The organism is Sphaerochaeta halotolerans (assembly GCF_003429665.1).
In the GTDB taxonomy this organism is placed as follows: Bacteria; Spirochaetota; Spirochaetia; order Sphaerochaetales; family Sphaerochaetaceae; genus Sphaerochaeta; species Sphaerochaeta halotolerans.
On the sequence record NZ_QUWK01000007.1, the window covers coordinates 104248 to 123183 of the forward strand.

General features: G+C 48.2%; 15 protein-coding genes. 6 read left to right on the forward strand and 9 right to left on the reverse strand.

What is annotated here, in order from left to right:
• The 3 genes from DYP60_RS07970 to DYP60_RS07980 are packed head-to-tail and all read right to left on the reverse strand — an operon-like array spanning position 1 to position 4122.
• The gene (locus DYP60_RS07970) at positions 1 to 741 is read right to left on the reverse strand and encodes a lysophospholipid acyltransferase family protein (RefSeq protein ID WP_117330479.1); all 741 of its coding nucleotides are present in this window, start codon (positions 739 to 741) and stop codon (positions 1 to 3) included.
• 14 nt (positions 742 to 755) lie between these two features.
• Complete coding sequence (locus DYP60_RS07975; RefSeq protein ID WP_117330480.1) at positions 756 to 2474, reverse strand: ABC transporter ATP-binding protein; 1719 nt, start codon at positions 2472 to 2474, stop codon at positions 756 to 758.
• 1 nt (position 2475) lies between these two features.
• Entirely contained in the window at positions 2476 to 4122 is a 1647-nt protein-coding gene (locus DYP60_RS07980; protein ID WP_117330481.1) for a DEAD/DEAH box helicase, read from the reverse strand.
• 118 nt (positions 4123 to 4240) lie between these two features.
• On the opposite strand from DYP60_RS07980, the gene DYP60_RS14000 reads away from it, so the two are divergent.
• Positions 4241 to 4507 carry a hypothetical protein gene (locus tag DYP60_RS14000; protein WP_133299319.1) on the forward strand — a complete coding sequence of 89 codons (267 nt, stop codon included), beginning with the start codon at positions 4241 to 4243 and terminating at the stop codon, positions 4505 to 4507.
• Here DYP60_RS14000 and DYP60_RS07985 read toward each other — a convergent pair.
• From DYP60_RS07985 to mnmE, 5 genes are read right to left on the reverse strand one after another with little or no spacing between them, the layout of a single operon-like run.
• Complete coding sequence (locus DYP60_RS07985; RefSeq protein WP_117330482.1) at positions 4418 to 5230, reverse strand: aminotransferase class IV; 813 nt, start codon at positions 5228 to 5230, stop codon at positions 4418 to 4420. The genes DYP60_RS14000 and DYP60_RS07985 overlap by 90 nt on opposite strands.
• A 14-nt stretch (positions 5231 to 5244) precedes the next feature.
• Positions 5245 to 8028, reverse strand: coding sequence for a DNA translocase FtsK (locus tag DYP60_RS07990; protein WP_117330483.1), 2784 nt, complete (start codon positions 8026 to 8028; stop codon positions 5245 to 5247).
• Positions 8029 to 8071: 43 nt separating this feature from the next.
• A complete protein-coding gene (gene rsmG, locus DYP60_RS07995; protein WP_117330484.1) occupies positions 8072 to 8731 on the reverse strand; it encodes a 16S rRNA (guanine(527)-N(7))-methyltransferase RsmG in 660 nt (219 codons plus the stop codon).
• Positions 8721 to 10535: a tRNA uridine-5-carboxymethylaminomethyl(34) synthesis enzyme MnmG gene (mnmG, locus tag DYP60_RS08000; RefSeq protein WP_117330485.1), complete on the reverse strand. Its 1815-nt coding sequence runs from the start codon at positions 10533 to 10535 to the stop codon at positions 8721 to 8723. The genes rsmG and mnmG overlap by 11 nt, the downstream gene beginning before the upstream one ends.
• A 3-nt stretch (positions 10536 to 10538) precedes the next feature.
• Positions 10539 to 11867 carry a tRNA uridine-5-carboxymethylaminomethyl(34) synthesis GTPase MnmE gene (gene mnmE / locus DYP60_RS08005; protein ID WP_117330486.1) on the reverse strand — a complete coding sequence of 443 codons (1329 nt, stop codon included), beginning with the start codon at positions 11865 to 11867 and terminating at the stop codon, positions 10539 to 10541.
• 67 nt (positions 11868 to 11934) lie between these two features.
• Between mnmE and DYP60_RS08010 the strand changes: the two genes are divergently transcribed.
• From DYP60_RS08010 to DYP60_RS08030, 5 genes are all read left to right on the forward strand, one after another.
• Entirely contained in the window at positions 11935 to 12927 is a 993-nt protein-coding gene (locus tag DYP60_RS08010) for an amino acid--tRNA ligase-related protein (protein ID WP_117330549.1), read from the forward strand.
• Between the two features lie 18 nt (positions 12928 to 12945).
• Positions 12946 to 13509 (forward strand): elongation factor P, encoded by a 564-nt coding sequence (gene efp / locus DYP60_RS08015; RefSeq protein ID WP_117330487.1) that lies wholly within the window; start codon positions 12946 to 12948, stop codon positions 13507 to 13509.
• A gap of 194 nt (positions 13510 to 13703) precedes the next feature.
• Entirely contained in the window at positions 13704 to 14984 is a 1281-nt protein-coding gene (locus DYP60_RS08020; RefSeq protein WP_117330488.1) for an ABC transporter substrate-binding protein, read from the forward strand.
• Positions 14985 to 15051: 67 nt separating this feature from the next.
• Positions 15052 to 15966 carry a carbohydrate ABC transporter permease gene (locus tag DYP60_RS08025; protein WP_117330489.1) on the forward strand — a complete coding sequence of 305 codons (915 nt, stop codon included), beginning with the start codon at positions 15052 to 15054 and terminating at the stop codon, positions 15964 to 15966.
• Position 15967: 1 nt separating this feature from the next.
• Positions 15968 to 16816 carry a carbohydrate ABC transporter permease gene (locus DYP60_RS08030; protein WP_117330490.1) on the forward strand — a complete coding sequence of 283 codons (849 nt, stop codon included), beginning with the start codon at positions 15968 to 15970 and terminating at the stop codon, positions 16814 to 16816.
• Here the strand turns inward: DYP60_RS08030 and DYP60_RS08035 are convergent.
• Entirely contained in the window at positions 16813 to 18870 is a 2058-nt protein-coding gene (locus DYP60_RS08035) for a glycoside hydrolase family 88/105 protein (protein ID WP_117330491.1), read from the reverse strand. The two genes, DYP60_RS08030 and DYP60_RS08035, sit on opposite strands and share 4 nt — an antisense overlap.
• Between the last annotated feature and the right edge of the window lie 66 nt (positions 18871 to 18936).

Consider the following 18936-nt stretch of genomic DNA (forward strand, 5'->3'; position numbering starts at 1 on the left):
TTAGACTTGGCCAGGAAGCTCGTCAAACCGTTTGGCGATGGTTCCATAGACCGATTCATGAAGCGTCGAAATCTCTTCATTGCTAAGATTATCAGTGTAGATTGGCTTGCCAATTGAAACGTATGCATGAACACGTTTAAAGCCATGCAACAGCTCCATCCCAGCACGTAACCCCTTGATGGTAATGGGTACGATGACCGATTTGGAGCGGGTCGCAAGTTTCAGACTCCCCTTCTTCAATTCCCCGATTCTTCCACTCTTGCTTCTCGTTCCCTCAGGGAAGATCAACATATTTTTCCCACTCTTCAGGAGTTCTACACCACTCAGAATTGCATTAATCGAATCACGGGGACTCGTTCGGTTGATAAAAACGCAATCCAAGGCATAACACCAGAGATTGATGACAGGAATTCTTTTCACCTCTACCTTTGCTATAACAGAAGCCCAAAGATTCGCAGGTCCTATAAAGGCAGCAATATCAAGCATGCTCTGATGGTTTGCGATATAGCAAACGGAACGCTCTGGTGGCAGGTTCTCCTTTCCATCAATATGGACCGTAACCCCCAAGAAGAAAAGAATGGAATTCCCTATAAAGTGCCCACATGCGCGTAGGTATCTTTCCCCAGCCTTTCTCATACCAAGGAGGCGTAACAGATAGCCAATCGGGAATGCATACACAATCGAAAGCGCTATGATAGGAATTACAAACAGTCCTGCAAATGCTATGCGTATCTTCTTCATGCATATCCCTCCCGCTAAGAAAAGTCTTGTGTTTTATAGAGTTTTGCATACTGGCCACCCAAAGCAAGCAACTGTTCATGGGTTCCCGACTCTACCAGTTTACCCTCATCGAGAACCAAGATACAATCTGCATGTTTGATAGTGGTCAAACGGTGGGCAATAACGATGGCAGTCCTTCCCTTGGACAGGCGATGGAATGCTTCATTGATCAACTCTTCACTCTCGGTATCCAAACTACTGGTTGCCTCATCAAATATGAGGATTTGGGGGTTTTTCAAGAATACTCGTGCAATGGAAATACGCTGTTTCTGTCCACCAGAGAGCAAGGTACCCCGTTCTCCAACCTGGGTATCGAGCCCGAGGGGAAGCGAACGGACAAAATTACCGAGGTTTGCTGCATCCAGTGCCAACCAAAGTTGGTCATCGGTTGCATCTACCTTTCCGTACTTCAGGTTCTCCCTGATTGTGTCATCAAAAAGAAACACATTCTGCTGCACGAAGCCGATATTCTGTCTGAGAGAGTGCTGCGTCAGTTCACGTATATCTTGACCATCAATGCATACCTTGCCTTCACTGGGTTCGTAGAAGCGGGGGATCAAGCTGGCGAAGGTACTCTTTCCAGCTCCCGACTCCCCAACCAATGCATAGGTGGAACCTCCGGGAATCGTGATGTCTACATCCTTAAGGATGACCTCAGCTGAGTTCTCATACGAGAATGAGACATGGTCGAACTGGACCGTACCATCCTTGACCTTCAAGCTCTTTGCGTCCTTCACATCCTGGATATCCGGATGTTCATCCATGACCTGGGTGAAGCGCTCAAAGCTTGCCATACCTTGTTGCAGTTGCTCGGTGAAGTTGATCAGGCGATCGATAGGAGGGAGCACTACTCCTACGTAGAGAATAAAAGTGACCAAGTCATAGGACTGCACCTTTCCCATGAATATCAACAACGTTCCACCGGCGATGGTACAGAAGTAGTAGAGCTCACGAAAGAACCCCAAGATGGAGTGATACCTTCCCATTACCCTATACTGCTCCATCTTGCTGTCACGCAGAATGTCATTGACGTGGTTGAATTTTGCCTCTTGGTAGGACTCCCGGCCATAGGACTTGACCTCTCGAATCCCCATCAGAGAATTCTCCACATTGCTGTTCACATCAGCAACGGTCCGCCGTACGCGACGGAAGGTTGCCTTCATACGAATTCCATAGTACACCCCATAGAACACCATGATCGGCAACGGAATGAGTGATATCAAGGCAAGAGGAACGCTATAGCTGAACATAAGGATGTAAGACCCCAGAATGGTGGCCACACTGATGATTAAATCCTCAGGAGCATGGTGAGCCATCTCGGTAATCTGGAACAGGTCATTGGTAATTCGGCTCATCATGTGTCCGGTCTTGGTCTTGTCGAAGAATCCAAAGGAAAGTTTTTGCAAGTGACCGAACAATTCACTGCGCATATCGGTTTCCATCTTTACCCCAAGGATATGTCCCCATGTCACCCTGATATATTGGCAGATTGCCTGCAGGATGTAGATAAGAAGCATCAGGCCAAAGATGATGATCATATTTTTCAGATTCTGGTCTGGTATTTCCACCCTGAGCAGTTGTCTGGTCAAGGTGGGAAACAGAATTGAAAGGATTGAAGCAAAAATTGCCACTCCCATATCAAGAAAAAACAAACCCTTGTATGGACGGTAATAGGCGATGAACCGTTTGAGCATGCTACTTGTCTCTCCTGAACAATCGAGAGAAGAAATTCTGTTTCTTCTTCGGCTTTGTCTCCTGCTTTTGCGTAACAGGTTGCTTGGGAGTAGGTTCCTTTTTCACCGGAATATCCTTCTTACCTGTAGGTTGACTCCTCTTAGCAGCAGGAGTTCCTTCAGGAATCTGACCACCCTCACTCTTGTACTGTTGCTTGTAATAAGACAATCGCTCTTCAAGTGAGAGATTCTGGATTTCTGCATAGCTCTTGGACCCTGTATGACGTCGTCTCTGAGGTTCCTGTGTTCTTCCCTGTCTTTCAGGTCTTGGCCCTCGAGACTTGTTGTCTCTCTCGTCTCTTGTACGTTTTGGCCGATTGGAGGACTGTGGCTGACCTCGCTTTGGAGGTCTGGAGCCACCACGAGAGGGTTTAGCACCACTTCTTGGTCCACGGCTTGGACGCCCACCATACTCATCATTCCTCACCAAGTCCCTGAAGGAGTATGAGGCACTCTTGTCCTCTACCTGTTCAAGGTCCCCCTCCTCAGGCCAGATTACTGGAATCTTCATTTGTATGAAATTTTCTACGGCTTCTAGATTGAAGACATATTCTTCATCTGCAAGCGTTATGGATTTCCCGCTCTTACCCGCACGGGCTGTACGGCCAATGCGGTGAACATAGTTCTCGAAATCATCAGGAATGTCATAGTTTACAACCAGTTCCAAGTCATCAATCTGCAGTCCACGGGCGGCAACATCGGTTGCAACAAGGAATCGTATCTTCCCTTCTTTCATACGATCGATTGTCTGCAAACGCTTGGCTTGAGGGAGGTCTCCCATCAGGTACTTGGTTGGGTATCCGTTGAGCGAAAGTCGCTTCGAAACCTCGATACACCGTGCTTTTGTATTGGTGAAAATCAGACAGTTCTCTGGATTCTCTTTCTTCAAGAGTTGCAGAAAGAGGGTGAACTTCTCATCTTTCGCGACATGATACAGTTCTTGGGTGATTGCATTAACAGTAATCTCCTCAGGATTGACTTCAATCTCAGCTGGGTCGTTCATGAACGACCAGGCAAGATTACGCACCTTGGTGCTGAGGGTTGCTGAGAACAGCATGGTTTGCCGCTCTGTACAATCACGGAGCAAGCTGAACATTTTCTGGATATCGGGATAGAAACCCATATCGAACATTCGGTCTGCTTCATCAACAACAAAGATATCAAATTCGCGGAAGTCGATCTTATGCATCTTCTGGTAGTCAAGAATACGTCCAGGGGTACAGACAAAGATATCACACCCCTTCTCAAGGATCTCATCCTGCTTTCCGTATCCGACACCACCATAGAAACTTCCAATCGTGAGGTCCTCGATACCAGATCCCAACAAAATGGTATCTTCCTCAATCTGCACAGCCAATTCACGGGTTGGAGCAACAATCAATGCCTTCGGTTTGCCCTTTCCAGCCTTTATGGCCTGGACAAATGATTCAAGTATCGTCAACACATACACTGCGGTTTTTCCGCTTCCAGTCATTGACTGGACCATGACATCGCGACGGGAGAGGCTTGTGGGGAGGACTTTTTCCTGTACTTCGGTACAGTCACTAAAGCCTGCAGACTCGATGCCTTTGAGCACTTGCTCACTTAAGGATAATTCGGTAAATTTCATTCGTTCTATATTTCGCCTTTATAAGTAATTGCAGTATTCGCAATATGAGGGATTCTTTTACAAACCTTATGGTAGTAAGATAGAGGAAAATAAAAACCTTGTCCACCTCTGCTAAAAAATGAAAGGTATCAATGCCCCAGGGCAAGTCATGAACTTAGGAGGCGTTGCCCCCTTTTCCGCCCCAAGGGACGGGGTATCTCACCTTGCTTTCCCGGCACTCGCTCCAGAGAGGAACCATCATGCTGATTCCTTTCCTCTCGCTCCGTTGGGGAATGAAAAAATAACGGATGGGCTTCTAATCTTCCAACTCCCATTGTCTGACGAGACTACAGATCTCACGTGTCAAAGCAAACGTTGTTCCAACGATCGTTCCATTCACCCGTGAAACAGGCATTGCAGCCATGCTGGTAGCTGAGATGAAGAGTTCATCGTAGGATCCTGCAAGCACCTGTTCCACAGAAGGGGCTTCGTAGAGTATTTGTAAGCCAAACTGCTTTGCTGCCTTGATCACTCTATCGCGGGTGATTCCAAGCAGGACCTTCTCATCTTGTGCAGTAAAGAGTTTTCCATCTTTGATTGCAAAGAAGTTGGACCGAGTTCCTTCAAGGATTTTGTGTTCACTGTCAACCAAAAGTGCTTCAAAGCACCCCTGTCTCCTGGCTTCTTCTAAAGCAATATAATTCAAAAGCAGGTTTCCATTCTTTGCTCCAGGTAGCAGACGCTCCCCTTCATAGGTGAAAGTCTTCACCCCTTCCGTGTAGAAAGATTCTGGATAGGTCAGAATTTCACTCGTGGTGATGAACAGTTGTGGTTGCATGCCCCCATAGATCTGGATTCTCAGCGATGCATTCTCCACCAGATCCACCTCGATCAAAGCATGTACCCAGGAAGCAATTTCTTCCCGATTAAACGGATAGGTAAGATTAATGAGTTTTGCAGAAGCCTCAAGCCGCAGGAGGTGGTCCTCCAGATGCACAGGGTGGGCTTGGATGACCCTGAGGGATTCATACACATAGAATCCTGACTGTACTTCTCTGAGGGTGACAGGTACCACCGCCTCACTCTGCATTATAATCTTTCCGTTGTATACGGCATGTTCACCAACCATTGACGTAATTTCTCCTAGGGATACTTGATCAATTCACGGGGTTTGCTCCCATTGGGAGGACCAACATACCCCAGCTCTTCCATCTGCTCAACCATACGGGCAGCCCGGTTATACCCAATCTTCAAACGTCTCTGCAGGTAGGAGGCTGAAGCACACTTGCGTTCAACAACAATTGCAAGCGCCCTATCCATCAACGCTTCATCATCGTTTGAATCAGCACCCTCATCATCACTGCTTTCACTAGCCTTTGGTTCATCGTCTTCAAAGAAAGACTCATCGATAAACTCAGGCTCGCCTTGTGAGCTGACAAACGCTACCACCTGCTCCACTTCATTGTCACTCAGGAATGAACCTTGAATTCGCTCAGTAGCGGGGCTGCTGCTGGACATATAGAGCATGTCACCTTTCCCCAGCAGTTTGTCCGCCCCAGGTTCATCAAGGATGATACGGCTATCGGTCGAACTCGTCACAGCAAATGCGATACGGGTGGGAATATTGTTCTTGATCACACCGGTAATGACATCAACAGAGGGCCGCTGGGTCGCAAGAACCAAGTGTATGCCGACCGCTCGACTCATGGCAGCAAGACGGCTGACCTTGCTCTCCATATCCTTGCCAACGAGATGCATCAAATCAGCAAATTCATCGATAACCACCAGGATATAGGGGAGTTTCTCCCGAGCAAGACGGCTACTTTCTATCTTCTCGTTGTAGCCGATAATATTCCTGACGCTCAAGGCTTGCAGCAGTTTGTATCGTCTCTCCATCTCATAGAGGCAGAAGTCGAGTGCCTTCAGCGTTTTCTTTGCATCAGTGATGACCGGAGTGAGCAGATGTGGAATTCCATTGTAAATGTTCAATTCTACGATTTTGGGATCAACCAGGATCATCCTGACCTGTTTTGGACTTCGCCTGAACAACACAGAACAAATCAATGAGTTTACGCAAACACTCTTACCACTTCCCGTGCTTCCAGCAATCAAAAGATGGGGAGCCTTGACTACATCAACTACTACCGGTTCTCCCATCAAGCTGCGCCCCAATACCATGGGGATACCCAATGAGGAAGTGAGGTATGGTAGTATTTCACGGAACCCAATAATATCCCGCTTACGATTGGGGATCTCAACGCCTACAGCCGATTTTCCAGGAATAGGTGCAACGATACGGACTTGTGTAGCCGCGAGGGCAAGGGCAATGTTGTCCGAGAGATTCACAATTGAATTTACCCTCACACCAGGGGCAGGAAGTAGCTCGAACATGGTAACCGTGGGACCACGTACAATGTTGGTCAATTCAACAGTTATATTGAACTGTTCCAGCGTAGCAACCAAGAGTTTCCCTTGGTTGACCGTCTGCTCATCTACTACATCACCAATCTGTGGATAGGTCACCAGGATGGATTCATCTGGATACTGGTAGGTAATACGCCTGCGGTTGATCAAGGCGCTCCCTTCTCCTTTGGAGGAAAGGCCGCCCACCCCGCTGGCACTCTCGAGAGGATCTTCATCAAGCTCCTGACTTTCAGTCTGTACTTCCGCCCCTTCCAATATACCACCACCAATTGGTTGCGCAGTGCTCTGCGGTGCAAAGGTCGATTCTATCTGACTCTCTTGTTTTGGTGAATTTGCTCGGAAGAAGGGATCATCAACTTCTCGGTTGTGTGGGGTTTCTTCTCGCTTTTTCGGCTCATACTGGACCGAAAGAATCCGCTCCTTGATATTCATATTTTGTGAGTCATTGGCTGGAGGTGTTTCAGCCTTTCCCTGTTGCTGTTCCACTGCCTGAGCAAGCATGCTTTTCACTTTGCCTTGAGGTTCATTCCTTCGCATGTTGTGCTTCCTTGGTGCTTTTCCCACTGCTTCCAATGCACCTTGCAGGAATCCTGATAATTGCACAGGTTCTTTTTCTTTAGCCGGCTGAGGATGTGTTTCTGCCTGTTTTTTTTGCGCTTCCAGTTCTCGTTGTTTTCGCTCTAGATACGAGACCCCATTATTTCGCTTTCGCTCCTCCCCGAGTGTATGCAGCGCACCAATACTGACCTTTCCAACCTGCATCTCCTTCACTGCAAAGGTATCTTCCTTCGGTGGTTTCCGGTCAACTGGAGTATGCTTTCTCGACAAACTCTCCAGGGAAGGCACCTCAGCGATGGAAGGGAAGGCAACCTTTTGGTCAGCAAAGCTCGTCCCCTCAATAGCCTCTTCAGCCTCCACGGGTTTCTTGCTGAGGGTAATGGTTTCCTCATCAGCCTCGATGGATTCCTGAGCCTTTGAAACACGTTTTTTCTTTTCCCCCCGCTTCTCTTTTGGAGTCTTGAGCTTCTCGCCTCTCGCCGTCTTGAACCGTTTCATACCGTCGCCGATCAAGGTGAAAATGATAAAAAGAGCCATCTCCACAAAGAATATGAGTACTATACGGAAGGAAGCACTACGCAAGTCCTCCGGTATGGTTCGTATGAGCAACGGACGAGTACTCCCCTGCATGAGATGACTGAGCACATAGAGTGTATAGGCCATAATGCCAGTGAGAGGGATCAATACATAGAAAAAGCGGTTTCGTACCCTAAAGGTGAAAATCATGATTGTCCAGATTCCAAGGAGTACGGCGAGAGGGACCAAGGAGAGGGAAGTGGGAGGAACGGTAAAAGAGAAAAAGCGATTCAGGAAAGAAACCACCCTATCCAGGAGAATATGGTGGATACCAAGACGTGGAAGAACTTCCAACGCAACCACCACCAACGTTGACAGCAGGGAGGCTATCCCCAGTATCAAAGAACTTTTTCCACGGTCTTCCTTCACAACTCGCTCCTTTGTAGGTAAACACCTGTTCCTTCAGATGGTATCAAATCTTTGTAAGAACGCAAAGCGTACGATTTGCATCCAGATGGGGAACCGTGAGGGGAAAAACCTCTGCACTCCAACGGCTTTTGCATTGTGATGCAACCTGGATCAGTTCTGATTCAACCTGTTCCCCTATACCTTTGTATGCGCAGACGAGGCCACCATCACTCAGTATAGGCGCTACATCATCAAGAATTTCCACCAGAGGCCGAAAAGCCCGGAAGGTAATTACATCAAAGTGTTGACGTACCTGTTTCAAGTCCTGAGCGGCAATTTGCACCCGCTCAGATAATCCGGTAGCTACCAGGGCATTTCGTAAGAAATTCACTCGCCGCTCCATCCGCTCTACCAAAGTGAAGGGATACGCATTCAGAGCAATGGCAAGGGGAATACCGGGAAGGCCTGCTCCTGAACCAAGATCGGCAAAAGAGGGGGTTTCATACTGCCGGGCAAATTCCCCGATCTTTCCTACTGCAGAGAGACTGTCGAAGATGTGACGAATGACCAAATCGTCGCCTTCAGCTCCAACCAACTTGTAGATAGGATTAAAGAGCTCCACCTCTGCTATATAGCGCTCCAGTTGCTGCAACTGCTCAGCAGAAAATGAGAGTTGCATGGCATCCAGGCCTTCCTTGATCAAGGCCTCATACTTACCGCTCACGATGGCCTCCCCTGTCCAGATGCACGATCAGAAGGGCAATATCGCTATTGCGTACCCCACTGATTCGGGAAGCCTGCCCCACTGAAATAGGCCGTACCAATTTCAGTTTTTCCTTCCCCTCTGTACTCAGTCCATCCAATGCATCATAGTCGAAATCCTGGCTGATATGGAGACTTTCCAGTTTTTCAAATCGGTTGATCTGTCGTTCCTGACGATTGATGTACCCTTCATACTTTACATCAAGTTCCACTTGGTACTTGATAGGCTCTTCAAAACCTGAGAGTTCGGGAATAGACTCCTGGAGACTAGCCATTGTAACCTCTGGCATCTTCAGAGCCTGGATTGCACTCTTATCGGCCAGTTTACGCTGACGAAGCAGATCCTTAACCGTTTCCATCTTCTCCAGCTTCTGGCGGAGACGGGAAAGGCTCTCCTCAGACTGCAAACCTACACGAAAACCTTTCTCGGTAAGGCGTTGGTCACAGCTATCATGTCGGAGATTGAGACGATACTCTGCCCTGCTGGTAAACATACGGTAGGGTTCTTTGGTTCCCATGGTAACCAGATCATCAATCAGCACCCCGGTATAGGCTTCATTGCGGCTGAGCACCAAGGGTGGTTCCCCTTTGAGTTTCTGTGCTGCATTGATTCCTGCCATCAAGCCTTGACAGGCGGCTTCCTCGTAGCCACTGGTACCGTTGGTCTGGCCTGCAATGAACAGATTCTCAACCAGTTTGCTCTCCAGGGAAGGGTAAAGGGCTTGTGGATTGATGAAATCGTATTCCACTGCATAGGCTGGGCGCATGATCTGAGCATGTTCCAAGCCTTCAATGCTATGAACAAAATCCCATTGTACATCCTCAGGAAGGGAGCTAGAGATACCATTAAGATACATCTCCTCAGTGCCGATGCCCTCCGGTTCTACAAAGATTTGATGACGATTACGATCAGGAAATCGCACCACTTTATCTTCAATCGAAGGGCAATAGCGAGGACCGGTTCCGACAATCTTCCCTCCATACAGGGGGGATCGATGGATATTATCCCGTATGATCGCATGAGTCTTCTCATTGGTCCAGGTAATGTAGCAAGGGACCTGGGGTCTGTTGATGCTGTCATAGTCGAAACTGAAGGGCATCATGAGTTCTTCCCCATCCTGCACTTCCATCTTGTCGAAATCCAGGGAGGACTTGCGGACCCTTGCGGGGGTACCGGTCTTCAACCGTCCGACTGGGAAACCCTTTTTCCGGAGGTTGGTACCCAAGCCAATGGCAGAGGGTTCGTCCAAACGCCCATTGGGAGCATCATATTCCCCTATGAAGATTTTTCCCTCCATGAATGTCCCTGTGGTCAGGACAACAACGTTGGCGGAGATGGTATGCTGTCTCTCGGTAATGACCCCTGTTAGGCGCTTACCTGTTGGGTCGAGTAAAAAATCGACAACCGTATCCATGAACAAAGAAAGGTTGTGTTCACTCTCCAACGTCTCCTTGGCAAGCCTTGCATAGGTGAATTTATCAGCCTGTGCACGGGGAGCTTGTACAGCCGGCCCGCGCCTCCTATTGAGTATGCGGTACTGTATCATGGAGTGGTCTATCAGGTGGGCCATCTCTCCACCGAGGGCGTCAACTTCCCTGACGATGTTTCCCTTGGAAAGCCCACCAATTGCCGGATTGCACGACAAACGCCCGATTGCATCGAGGTTCTGGGTGATCAAGAGCGTCTTGAATCCTATTCGGGAGAGAGCCAAGGATGCCTCAATACCGGCATGTCCTCCTCCCACTACAATTGCATCATAATCCATATATTATTTACCTACACAAAATCCACTGAAGATTGTCTCAAGAATATCGGAGGGGGTAACCTCTCCGGTCAACTGACCAAGATTGTCCAACGCCTCACCCAACTCAACTGCAGTGATATCCAATGGGATATCCTCATCCACCAAGGCGAGCGCTCGGCCAAGTGCTTCCTCACTTGCATTCAAGAGTTGGTACTGCCGCTCTGATTCAATGATTAAGAGCTCATCGGCACTGACAGAGAATCCACTGGTCAGCCTGGTGGAGATCTCATGCAACAAACGATCCACTCCTTCCCCACTTTGGGCACTGATAGCCAGCTTTCCTTTGGGCGGCTTTGCAAGATCACTCTTGTTGTACACCACCAAGGTTCGCTCATCCTCTTCAGGTACGTGACCCATCAGGGTACTGTCAACAAGGAATACCACCAAGTCAGCTTGCCCGATCAAACGCTCTGTTCGTTTTATGCCTTCTCGCTCAACACTATCAGAGCTTTCCCTCAGTCCTGCTGTATCGTATAACCGAATCGGGATACCCTCGATTGATAGATCTGCTTCAATGTAATCGCGGGTGGTCCCATTTATGGGACTGACTATTGAGCGTTCCTGTTTGAGCAACAGATTGAACAGCGAGCTTTTCCCTGCATTGGTAGAACCGGCAAGTACGATTCTGGCTCCACTCTTATACAACTTTCCTACTTGGTAGGTCTCAGAGAGATGATGGAGCTGGGCTATCAAATCGACAAGTTGAGTCCGAGGAAATACAAATTCATCCAGTTCATCCTCAGCATAATCAAGTTGTACTTCTACCGCAGCCATGATCTGCATCAATTGTTGCTTGAGGGAACTGATCCGTTCCTTCAAGCTTCCTTCGAGTCTCCCCAAGGCAAGTGCCCTGGATCGTTCACTCTGGCTTACAACCAGTTCCTGGACTGCTTCTGCCTGGGTCAGATCCAACCTGCCGTGCAAGAACGCACGGAAGGTGAACTCACCACCTTCTGCACTGCGCATACCCAATTGGGAGAACAGAGACAAAATCTCCTTGATTACAGCAAGTGAACCATGACAAGAAAACTCCAGAGCTTCCTCCAGGGTATACCCATGTCCTTCTGTATAGACGGCAGCAACAACCTCATCAATCTTTTTCCCTGCCTCATCCTGCAGGTATCCATGTACCAACGTGGCATTACCAGCTTCTTTCAGGGATTTAGGCCGGGAAAACCGGGTGGCCAGCAGCGCTTTGCACCCCTCCCCGCTCACCCTGATGACCGCTAATGCACTCTGTGCCCATGGGGTGGCAAGGGCATAGATGATATCGTCTGTTACATACTCTCTCATAGGAGTGAGTATACTGTTTTGCACGGTATGCTTGCAACACAAGCGACCCTTTGGCTATGATGCACCCATGAAAACAGCAGCACAGCAAAGGAGTAGGATGAACAAGGCGATCCGCACCTTCTTCGATGAACGTTCCTATACCGAAGTTGATACCCCTATTCTTAGTCCTACCCTCATACCAGAGGCTACCATAGAGAACTTTTCCACGCGGTTTGAAAATCCCTTTCTTCCATCCAAGGACCTGTATCTGGTTCCTTCCCCTGAAATTTTCATGAAGCAACTCATTGCAGATGGACTCGGCAGCATCTACCAGATCAGCCATTGCTTCAGAAACAGTGAACAACTTGGACATATCCACAATATAGAGTTCTCAATGCTTGAGTACTACACGGTAGGTGCAGATGAACAGGATTCCATTACCTTGAGTGAGGAGCTTATTGCCTCGTTGCTTTCTGCGGACAGTCCTGAAGACCTCAGACCTCCGTTCAGGAGGATGACAGTCGAAGAGGCAATGCTCTCCTATACGGGAATAGATCTGAAAAAGCACCAACAACAGAGTTCACTTGCCTCAGAAGCACGGAGACTAGGGCTCTCAATTCCGACCGAACCTGAAAGCTGGGAAGACACATTCAACAGGATCTTCCTTACATTTGTAGAACCGAAACTCCCTCAAGACCGTCCGTTGGTACTCGAGCAGTATCCGAGGCAGATCGCCTGCCTAGCCAAGTCAGACGGTCTTTATCGCCGCAGGTGGGAACTGTATATCCGTGGCGTAGAAATTGCCAATTGCTATGATGAGGAGCGGGGAGAGAACGCCATCTCCGCCTACTATCAGAGTGAGTATGCAAAACTGATTGAAAACAGGATGGTCAGTGGTTCGGTTATCCCTGATACCGACCCAACCCTTGCCCATACTTTTGCCTCAATGCCCCAGTGTTCTGGTGTTGCAATGGGGCTTGACCGCCTGTTGATGTTGCTCATGGACAAAATGAGTCTGCAGGGGGTGATTCTTTTTCCGCTTTCTGATATGCTGAGGAATGGCAATACGCGTAATTTGTAACTATACGAGGTAATACACATGATTAAAGCAGGCCAAATCGATAAGGGAACCGCCTTATTGATCAAAGGACAACCCTTTGTGGTCGTTGACCGAGAGTTCGTGAATCCCGGAAAAGGCTCCGCCTTCGTTCGGCTGAAGATGAAGAGCCCCTCAACAGGCCAGACCTTGAGTGAAACGATGAAGACCCAGGATAACGCTGAAGACATCAGTGTAATGGACCGTGACTGTCAGTATCTGTACAATGATGGAGAGCATTTCCATTTCATGATGACTGATACCTTCGAGCAGATTGAGGTTCCCATGAGCACTTTCCCGGATTATGAGTTTCTCATGAAAGACGGGGAGACCTATCGGTGCACATTCTGGGAAGACCAGTTGCTCGACATCCAGCTTCCCCCAAAAGTCATCTATTTGGTAGCAGAAGCTGAAGAAGCGGTAAAGGGTGACACCGTTCAAGGTGCAACCAAGTACGTTACCACGGAAACAGGACTGAAGGTCCGGGTACCAATTTTCATCAAGCAAGGTGAGAAGATTCGCATCAATACTGAAACAAAAGAGTATATTGAACGAGTCAACAACTGACCAATCCCTTGCTACCAAACCCCCATGAACATCCTTGGGGGTTTTTCTTTAGACAATTTTGTCTAATTCCGACATATTCTTGGATAATACATACTCATTATCTTCTTTGTATAAAACTACTTACCATAAGTTTTTGACATCTTATGTGTAAGCCCGTACACTATACACAACACGAACAATAAGGAGTGATTTGTATGAAAGCAAAAAACGTTCTCATCACCATCTTGGTGACCCTCTTGTTGCTACCGGGAGTCCTCTTCGCCCAGGCAGCTGCCGAGAAAACTGATTCGAACACGATGCGTCTCGCTTGGTGGGGTAACCCTACCCGAGATGAACGCACCTACAAGGCCGTCCAAATGTTTGAAGCTAAGAATCCGGGAGTCACAATTGAGACCGAGACAACCGGTTGGAGTGGCTATTGGGACAAGATGAACACCCAGGCAGCCGCAGGGAGCCTCCCTGACCTTATGCAACATGACTATGCATACATGCTTCAGTGGGTAGAGAGGAATCAGCTCGCTGATCTTACCCCCTATGTAAACCAGGGAATCATCGACCTCTCCAAGATCAATGACTCCTTCCTTACAGGTGGCAGGGTTGACGGTAAATTATATGGCATCAGCTTGGGCACCAATGCAGTTTGTCTAACCTATGATCCTGCTGTTCTCAAGAAGGCGGGCATTTCACAAATCGACAGCACAACCTGGACTTGGGAAGATTTTGAACGCATCGCCATACAGGTATACCAGAAGACTGGTGTACAGACCATCCCATTCTTCACCACTGATCCCAAGGTTGGGTTTGACAACATGATCCGTCAGACCGGCGCATCCACCTATGGTAAAACAGGACTCGGTTTTACCGATCCCGCAGTTCTGCGTGAGTTCTATGCAATCCAGCTCAGACTCCTTGATGCGGGTGCTCTCATCAAACCGGAAACAGCCTTTGTAACAGTCAGCCCCGAAGAAGGAGCAATGGCAAAGGGGGATACATGGGTTGAATTCATCTGGTCCAACCAATTTGTATCCACTCAGGCTGCTGCACAACGCCCGCTCGAAATAGCAATGCTTCCCAACATCAAGAATGCTAAGGCTAAGGGAACATTCCTCAAGCCTTCCATGTTCTTCAGCATTCCAGCTACTGCAGAGAATCCTGAACTTGCAGCCAAATTCCTCAATTACTTTGTCAATGATATTGAAGTCAATGAAATGTTGATGGGTGAACGTGGCGTTCCCATTCCTGATGATGTGCGTGAGCACATGGCTACAATGGTTGATCCAATCAACAAGCAAATTTTCGATTACATCAGTCTTGTTTCCAAGAATGCAGGACCGATTGATGCTCCCGATCCGGCAGGCAGCGGCGAGTTCCTCAAGATGGTACGTGATGTAACCCAAGAGATACTCATGAAGCGTGTATCCCTCAATGAAGGGGTTGCAAAGATCATGAGCAGAGGAAACGAAATTCTGAAGTAAGAGCAACGGTACACTATGGGGAAGACCTGCCCCCCAAGGTCTTCCTCTATAGCCGGAAGGAGCATCCATGAAGCAACTCACACCCCGCAGGCGATCGTTCTTGAACGATCTATCCGGCTATGCTTTCATCAGCCCATGGCTGTTGGGGTTCATAGCCTTTTCGATTATCCCTATCCTTTTCTCTCTCTATTACTCATTCACCGAATACGATATCCTCGGTGAACCGATATTCAATGGACTGGAGAACTTCAGGAGAATGCTAGGTGATGAACTCTTCTGGCAGTCGCTGAAGGTCACCTTCTTTTATGCCTTCGTTTCAGTACCACTGCGTCTGGTTTTCGCCTTCTTCGTTGCCATGCTGTTCAACCGTGGTACCCGTGCAATCAGGATATATCAAGCAATATATTACGTGCCTTCCCTAGTCGGCGGCTCAATCGCCATCGCGGTTATGTGGAGACGCCTGTTCATGGCAGACGGAGCATTGAATGCTGCACTCACAAAAATCGGTATCGTCACCGACATATCCTGGATTGGAAACCCTTCGACAGCAATCTGGACTTTAATTCTGCTTGCAGTATGGCAGTTTGGATCCTCCATGCTGATCTTCCTTGCAGGGCTTAGACAGATTCCCAAGGAGCTTTATGAAGCTGCCTCCATCGATGGGGCAAACCCTTTGAAGAAATTTACTCACATAACAGTCCCCCAGATTACCCCGGTTATCTTCTTCAACCTGGTCATGCAGCTGATCAATGGGTTCACTGTCTTTACCCAGGCGTTTGTGGTCTCAGGAGGCTCCGGAGATCCGCTGAACTCAACATTGGTGTATGCTCTCTACCTCTACCAAAGAGCATTCAAGTACTATGACATGGGTTATGGAAGTGCTCTAGCATGGGTCCTCGTACTGATTATTGGAGTGATGACTGGAATAGTTTTCAAGACTTCAAACAGCTGGGTCTTCTACGAAGCAAAGGAGGGCAAATAAGATGTTGAATCGAAAAACAAAATATCTTCTCGGCCAAACCACATTCCACATCGTTGTCATCCTGCTTGGATTCCTGATGCTCTATCCGATTCTTTGGATGGTTTCCAACTCGTTCAAGACCAATGCTGAGATATTTGGTTCCAGCTCCCTGATTCCAAAATCCCTGAGTTTGGAGAACTATATCCGTGGTTGGAAATTCAACAACACAATCACTTTCACAACCTTCTTCAAGAACTCATTCTACTATACGATCCTCTCCACTTTCGGAGCAGTGCTTGCCTCCAGTTTGGTTGCCTATGGCTTTGCCCGGGTACCATTTAGGGGCAGATCATTCTGGTATGCTTGCATGTTCCTTACCATGATGATTCCCTACCAAGTAGTCATGGTTCCCCAGTTCATCATTTTTCATAAGATTGGTTGGATCAATTCTTTCAAACCCTTGATTGTGCCGCAGTTTGCTGGACTACCCTTCTTCATCTTTCTCATGGTGCAATTCATCCGGCAGATTCCCTATGAACTTGATGACTCTGCAAAGATTGACGGGTGCAACCGCTTCATGATCTTCACGAAAATCCTTTTCCCTCTGATCAAGCCCGCAGTGATCACCAGTACCATCTTCAGCTTCTACTGGAGATGGGATGACTTCCTCGGCCCACTGCTCTTTTTGAACAAGCCAAAGCTCTTTACCGTATCTTTGGCCCTCAGGATGTTCAGTGATCCACAAACCTCGACTGACTGGTCCGCCATCTTTGCCATGGGGACACTGAGTCTTCTCCCAGTTCTGATCATCTTCCTGATCTTCCAGAAGTACATCGTTCAGGGATTGGCTACAACCGGGCTGAAGGGTTAATCGAGTTTCTCTCCTTCACAGAGCGCTAGGAGGATGATACCTATTCCATGGGTATCATCCAGGCGGGGAAGCAACTGCTCGGCATAGTAGCGCCGTGAACAGGAGAACTCCGAACCACGGCACACACCATGCACATGGCCATCGCCATCGATGGCCTTTTTCTTGAGTCCATCACATGCCTTCACACACCCCTCACGATAGGGTTCCGGGTTCTCATACCACTGGTGACGCACGCCCCTAGAGAAGGCACAGGCAGCCATGGCAGTACAGGAACTTTCTTGGTAGGAACTGTGCATATCCAACACTTGATGGAACATTCCCTCCTCATCCTGGTGACGGAGGAATCCTTCACTGAGGGAGCGAAAAAATGTAATCAGCTTCTTCCGTTTCGGATGGTTTTCAGGCAATACCATCAGCAGTTCGGAGAGGCTGAACAATGCCCACCCATTTCCCCTTCCCCAAGGAATCCCTGTTGCAATATTTCGCTCAAAATCATAGACATGGCTCATCAATTGCTCATCTTCCATGTAGAGGTATTTGGCAAACCCAAAGAATTGGTTGATTGCATCCTCCAAGGAGGAATTATCGTTTGCATAGATACTGTAGCGAATAAGGAAAGGAACGGACATATATAGGTCATCGACCCACATGGTGTTCTCATGGAACTCATGCATGAGTCCGGTGCGGAAGAACGTACCATCACTTAAGCGGGGCTGAATTTTGCTGATATACGTATGAACTACTTCAATAATCTCTTCAAATCCATGAAGTTCATGATCCTTCCCCACTTCCAGAACCGTCGAGGCAAAGGAACCACAGTCATCAAGGCTGTCCAGACTTGTCATCAAGTGATGTACAGCGGTGCTGCCTCCCAAGTGCTCCTTGTCCCACATCGCATAGGGGTAGGAGTCCAGACTGGCTTGTATGTGGTTCTCCAGATACTCTGCAATACGGTATGCCAGGGAAGGATCAGAAGAAGAGAGCATCCGCTCCGTTTCCGCTAGGCCATAGAGGGTGACACCAAGGGGATAGTTCCAATGACCGAACAGAGGATTGTCATTATACATTCTCAAGTAGGTATTTTTCCCTTCAAGATGCCAGAAATCTTCCCCATCGGCAGTAGGAAACGGCTTGGTGTATTGAAGTGTGAATGCATCGGGACGTGAATCAAAGGGACCTGCTATGAGAAAACGATAAGGGCACGATTCTGGAAGGACTGGATTGGATACAGCTATCGTATCATTGGTCTTCGCATCCCGGACTACCAAGGAGACCATTTCCTCGATTCTGGCATGGAGCAGAAGGGTATGCCGGCCTGATTGCAGTTCCAGAGACCCCTCTACGGGAAGATCATCAAGAAAAAGTCGGGCATTGCTCTGAAAGGTACACCATCGGTTCTCTTTCAAGGTAAAGGATGTGGCAAGTACAGCACATTGCCCTTCCTTCGCATCAGGGAAAACGCTGCTAAGCTTTACCTCTCCCTCATGAAGGTCAGGACGCTCTGGAAACCACGATAAGGAATACAAGGAATCCAAGGAGAGAGATTCCAGCAGGGTTTCCTGAGGAGCAGAGTAACACAATCCTTCCATTTCACTGTAGAGGGCGGGCATGAGAAAGTAATAGTCCAGCTTCCCGACCCACGTACCGAACTCACAGCCAAAACCTCCACTGGTGTTTTCACAGAGCAAGACCAGATCATTCAGGCCTTTTCTCATGGGAAGTTCGAGAATCTGCTTGCTGCGATATCGTTCACTGAAGATATCACTCTCCCCCACCAGTGCACCATTCACATACACTTTGACTGGTCCATAGGGGATGAGGGCGAAACGGAGCGTAGTCTCTCCTGTGCTGGGATATACTCCCCAGATATAGCTGTAGGAACCAAGAGGAGCAGAGGGGAGCAAACCCTGCAGGTCTGCATGGTAGCGGTAATCTTCTCTCCTGTAGATACCTCGTTTTACAAACGGTCGCCACGTATACTGGCCTCGCTCGTGTGATGCGAGATAGCGCTCCACTATTGCTTTTGCTGCATCAGTTGATGATACGTTTTTCATAGGCTTGATCCCTCCATGTTTTCAGTATCATGTTGAACGGGCATGGTTGCAAGAGCAACTAAACAA

Bases quoted from the DNA above. Each gene is read 5' to 3' on its own strand.
- DYP60_RS07970 (WP_117330479.1), bottom strand. From the start codon at position 741: ATGAAGAAGATACGCATAGCATTTGCAGGACTGTTTGTAATTCCTATC.
- DYP60_RS07975 (WP_117330480.1), bottom strand. From the start codon at position 2,474: ATGCTCAAACGGTTCATCGCCTATTACCGTCCATACAAGGGTTTGTTT.
- DYP60_RS07980 (WP_117330481.1), bottom strand. From the start codon at position 4,122: ATGAAATTTACCGAATTATCCTTAAGTGAGCAAGTGCTCAAAGGCATC.
- DYP60_RS14000 (WP_133299319.1), top strand. From the start codon at position 4,241: ATGAAAGGTATCAATGCCCCAGGGCAAGTCATGAACTTAGGAGGCGTT.
- DYP60_RS07985 (WP_117330482.1), bottom strand. From the start codon at position 5,230: ATGGTTGGTGAACATGCCGTATACAACGGAAAGATTATAATGCAGAGT.
- mnmG (WP_117330485.1), bottom strand. From the start codon at position 10,535: ATGGATTATGATGCAATTGTAGTGGGAGGAGGACATGCCGGTATTGAG.
- mnmE (WP_117330486.1), bottom strand. From the start codon at position 11,867: ATGAGAGAGTATGTAACAGACGATATCATCTATGCCCTTGCCACCCCA.
- DYP60_RS08010 (WP_117330549.1), top strand. From the start codon at position 11,935: ATGAAAACAGCAGCACAGCAAAGGAGTAGGATGAACAAGGCGATCCGC.
- efp (WP_117330487.1), top strand. From the start codon at position 12,946: ATGATTAAAGCAGGCCAAATCGATAAGGGAACCGCCTTATTGATCAAA.
- DYP60_RS08020 (WP_117330488.1), top strand. From the start codon at position 13,704: ATGAAAGCAAAAAACGTTCTCATCACCATCTTGGTGACCCTCTTGTTG.
- DYP60_RS08025 (WP_117330489.1), top strand. From the start codon at position 15,052: ATGAAGCAACTCACACCCCGCAGGCGATCGTTCTTGAACGATCTATCC.
- DYP60_RS08030 (WP_117330490.1), top strand. From the start codon at position 15,968: ATGTTGAATCGAAAAACAAAATATCTTCTCGGCCAAACCACATTCCAC.
- DYP60_RS08035 (WP_117330491.1), bottom strand. From the start codon at position 18,870: ATGAAAAACGTATCATCAACTGATGCAGCAAAAGCAATAGTGGAGCGC.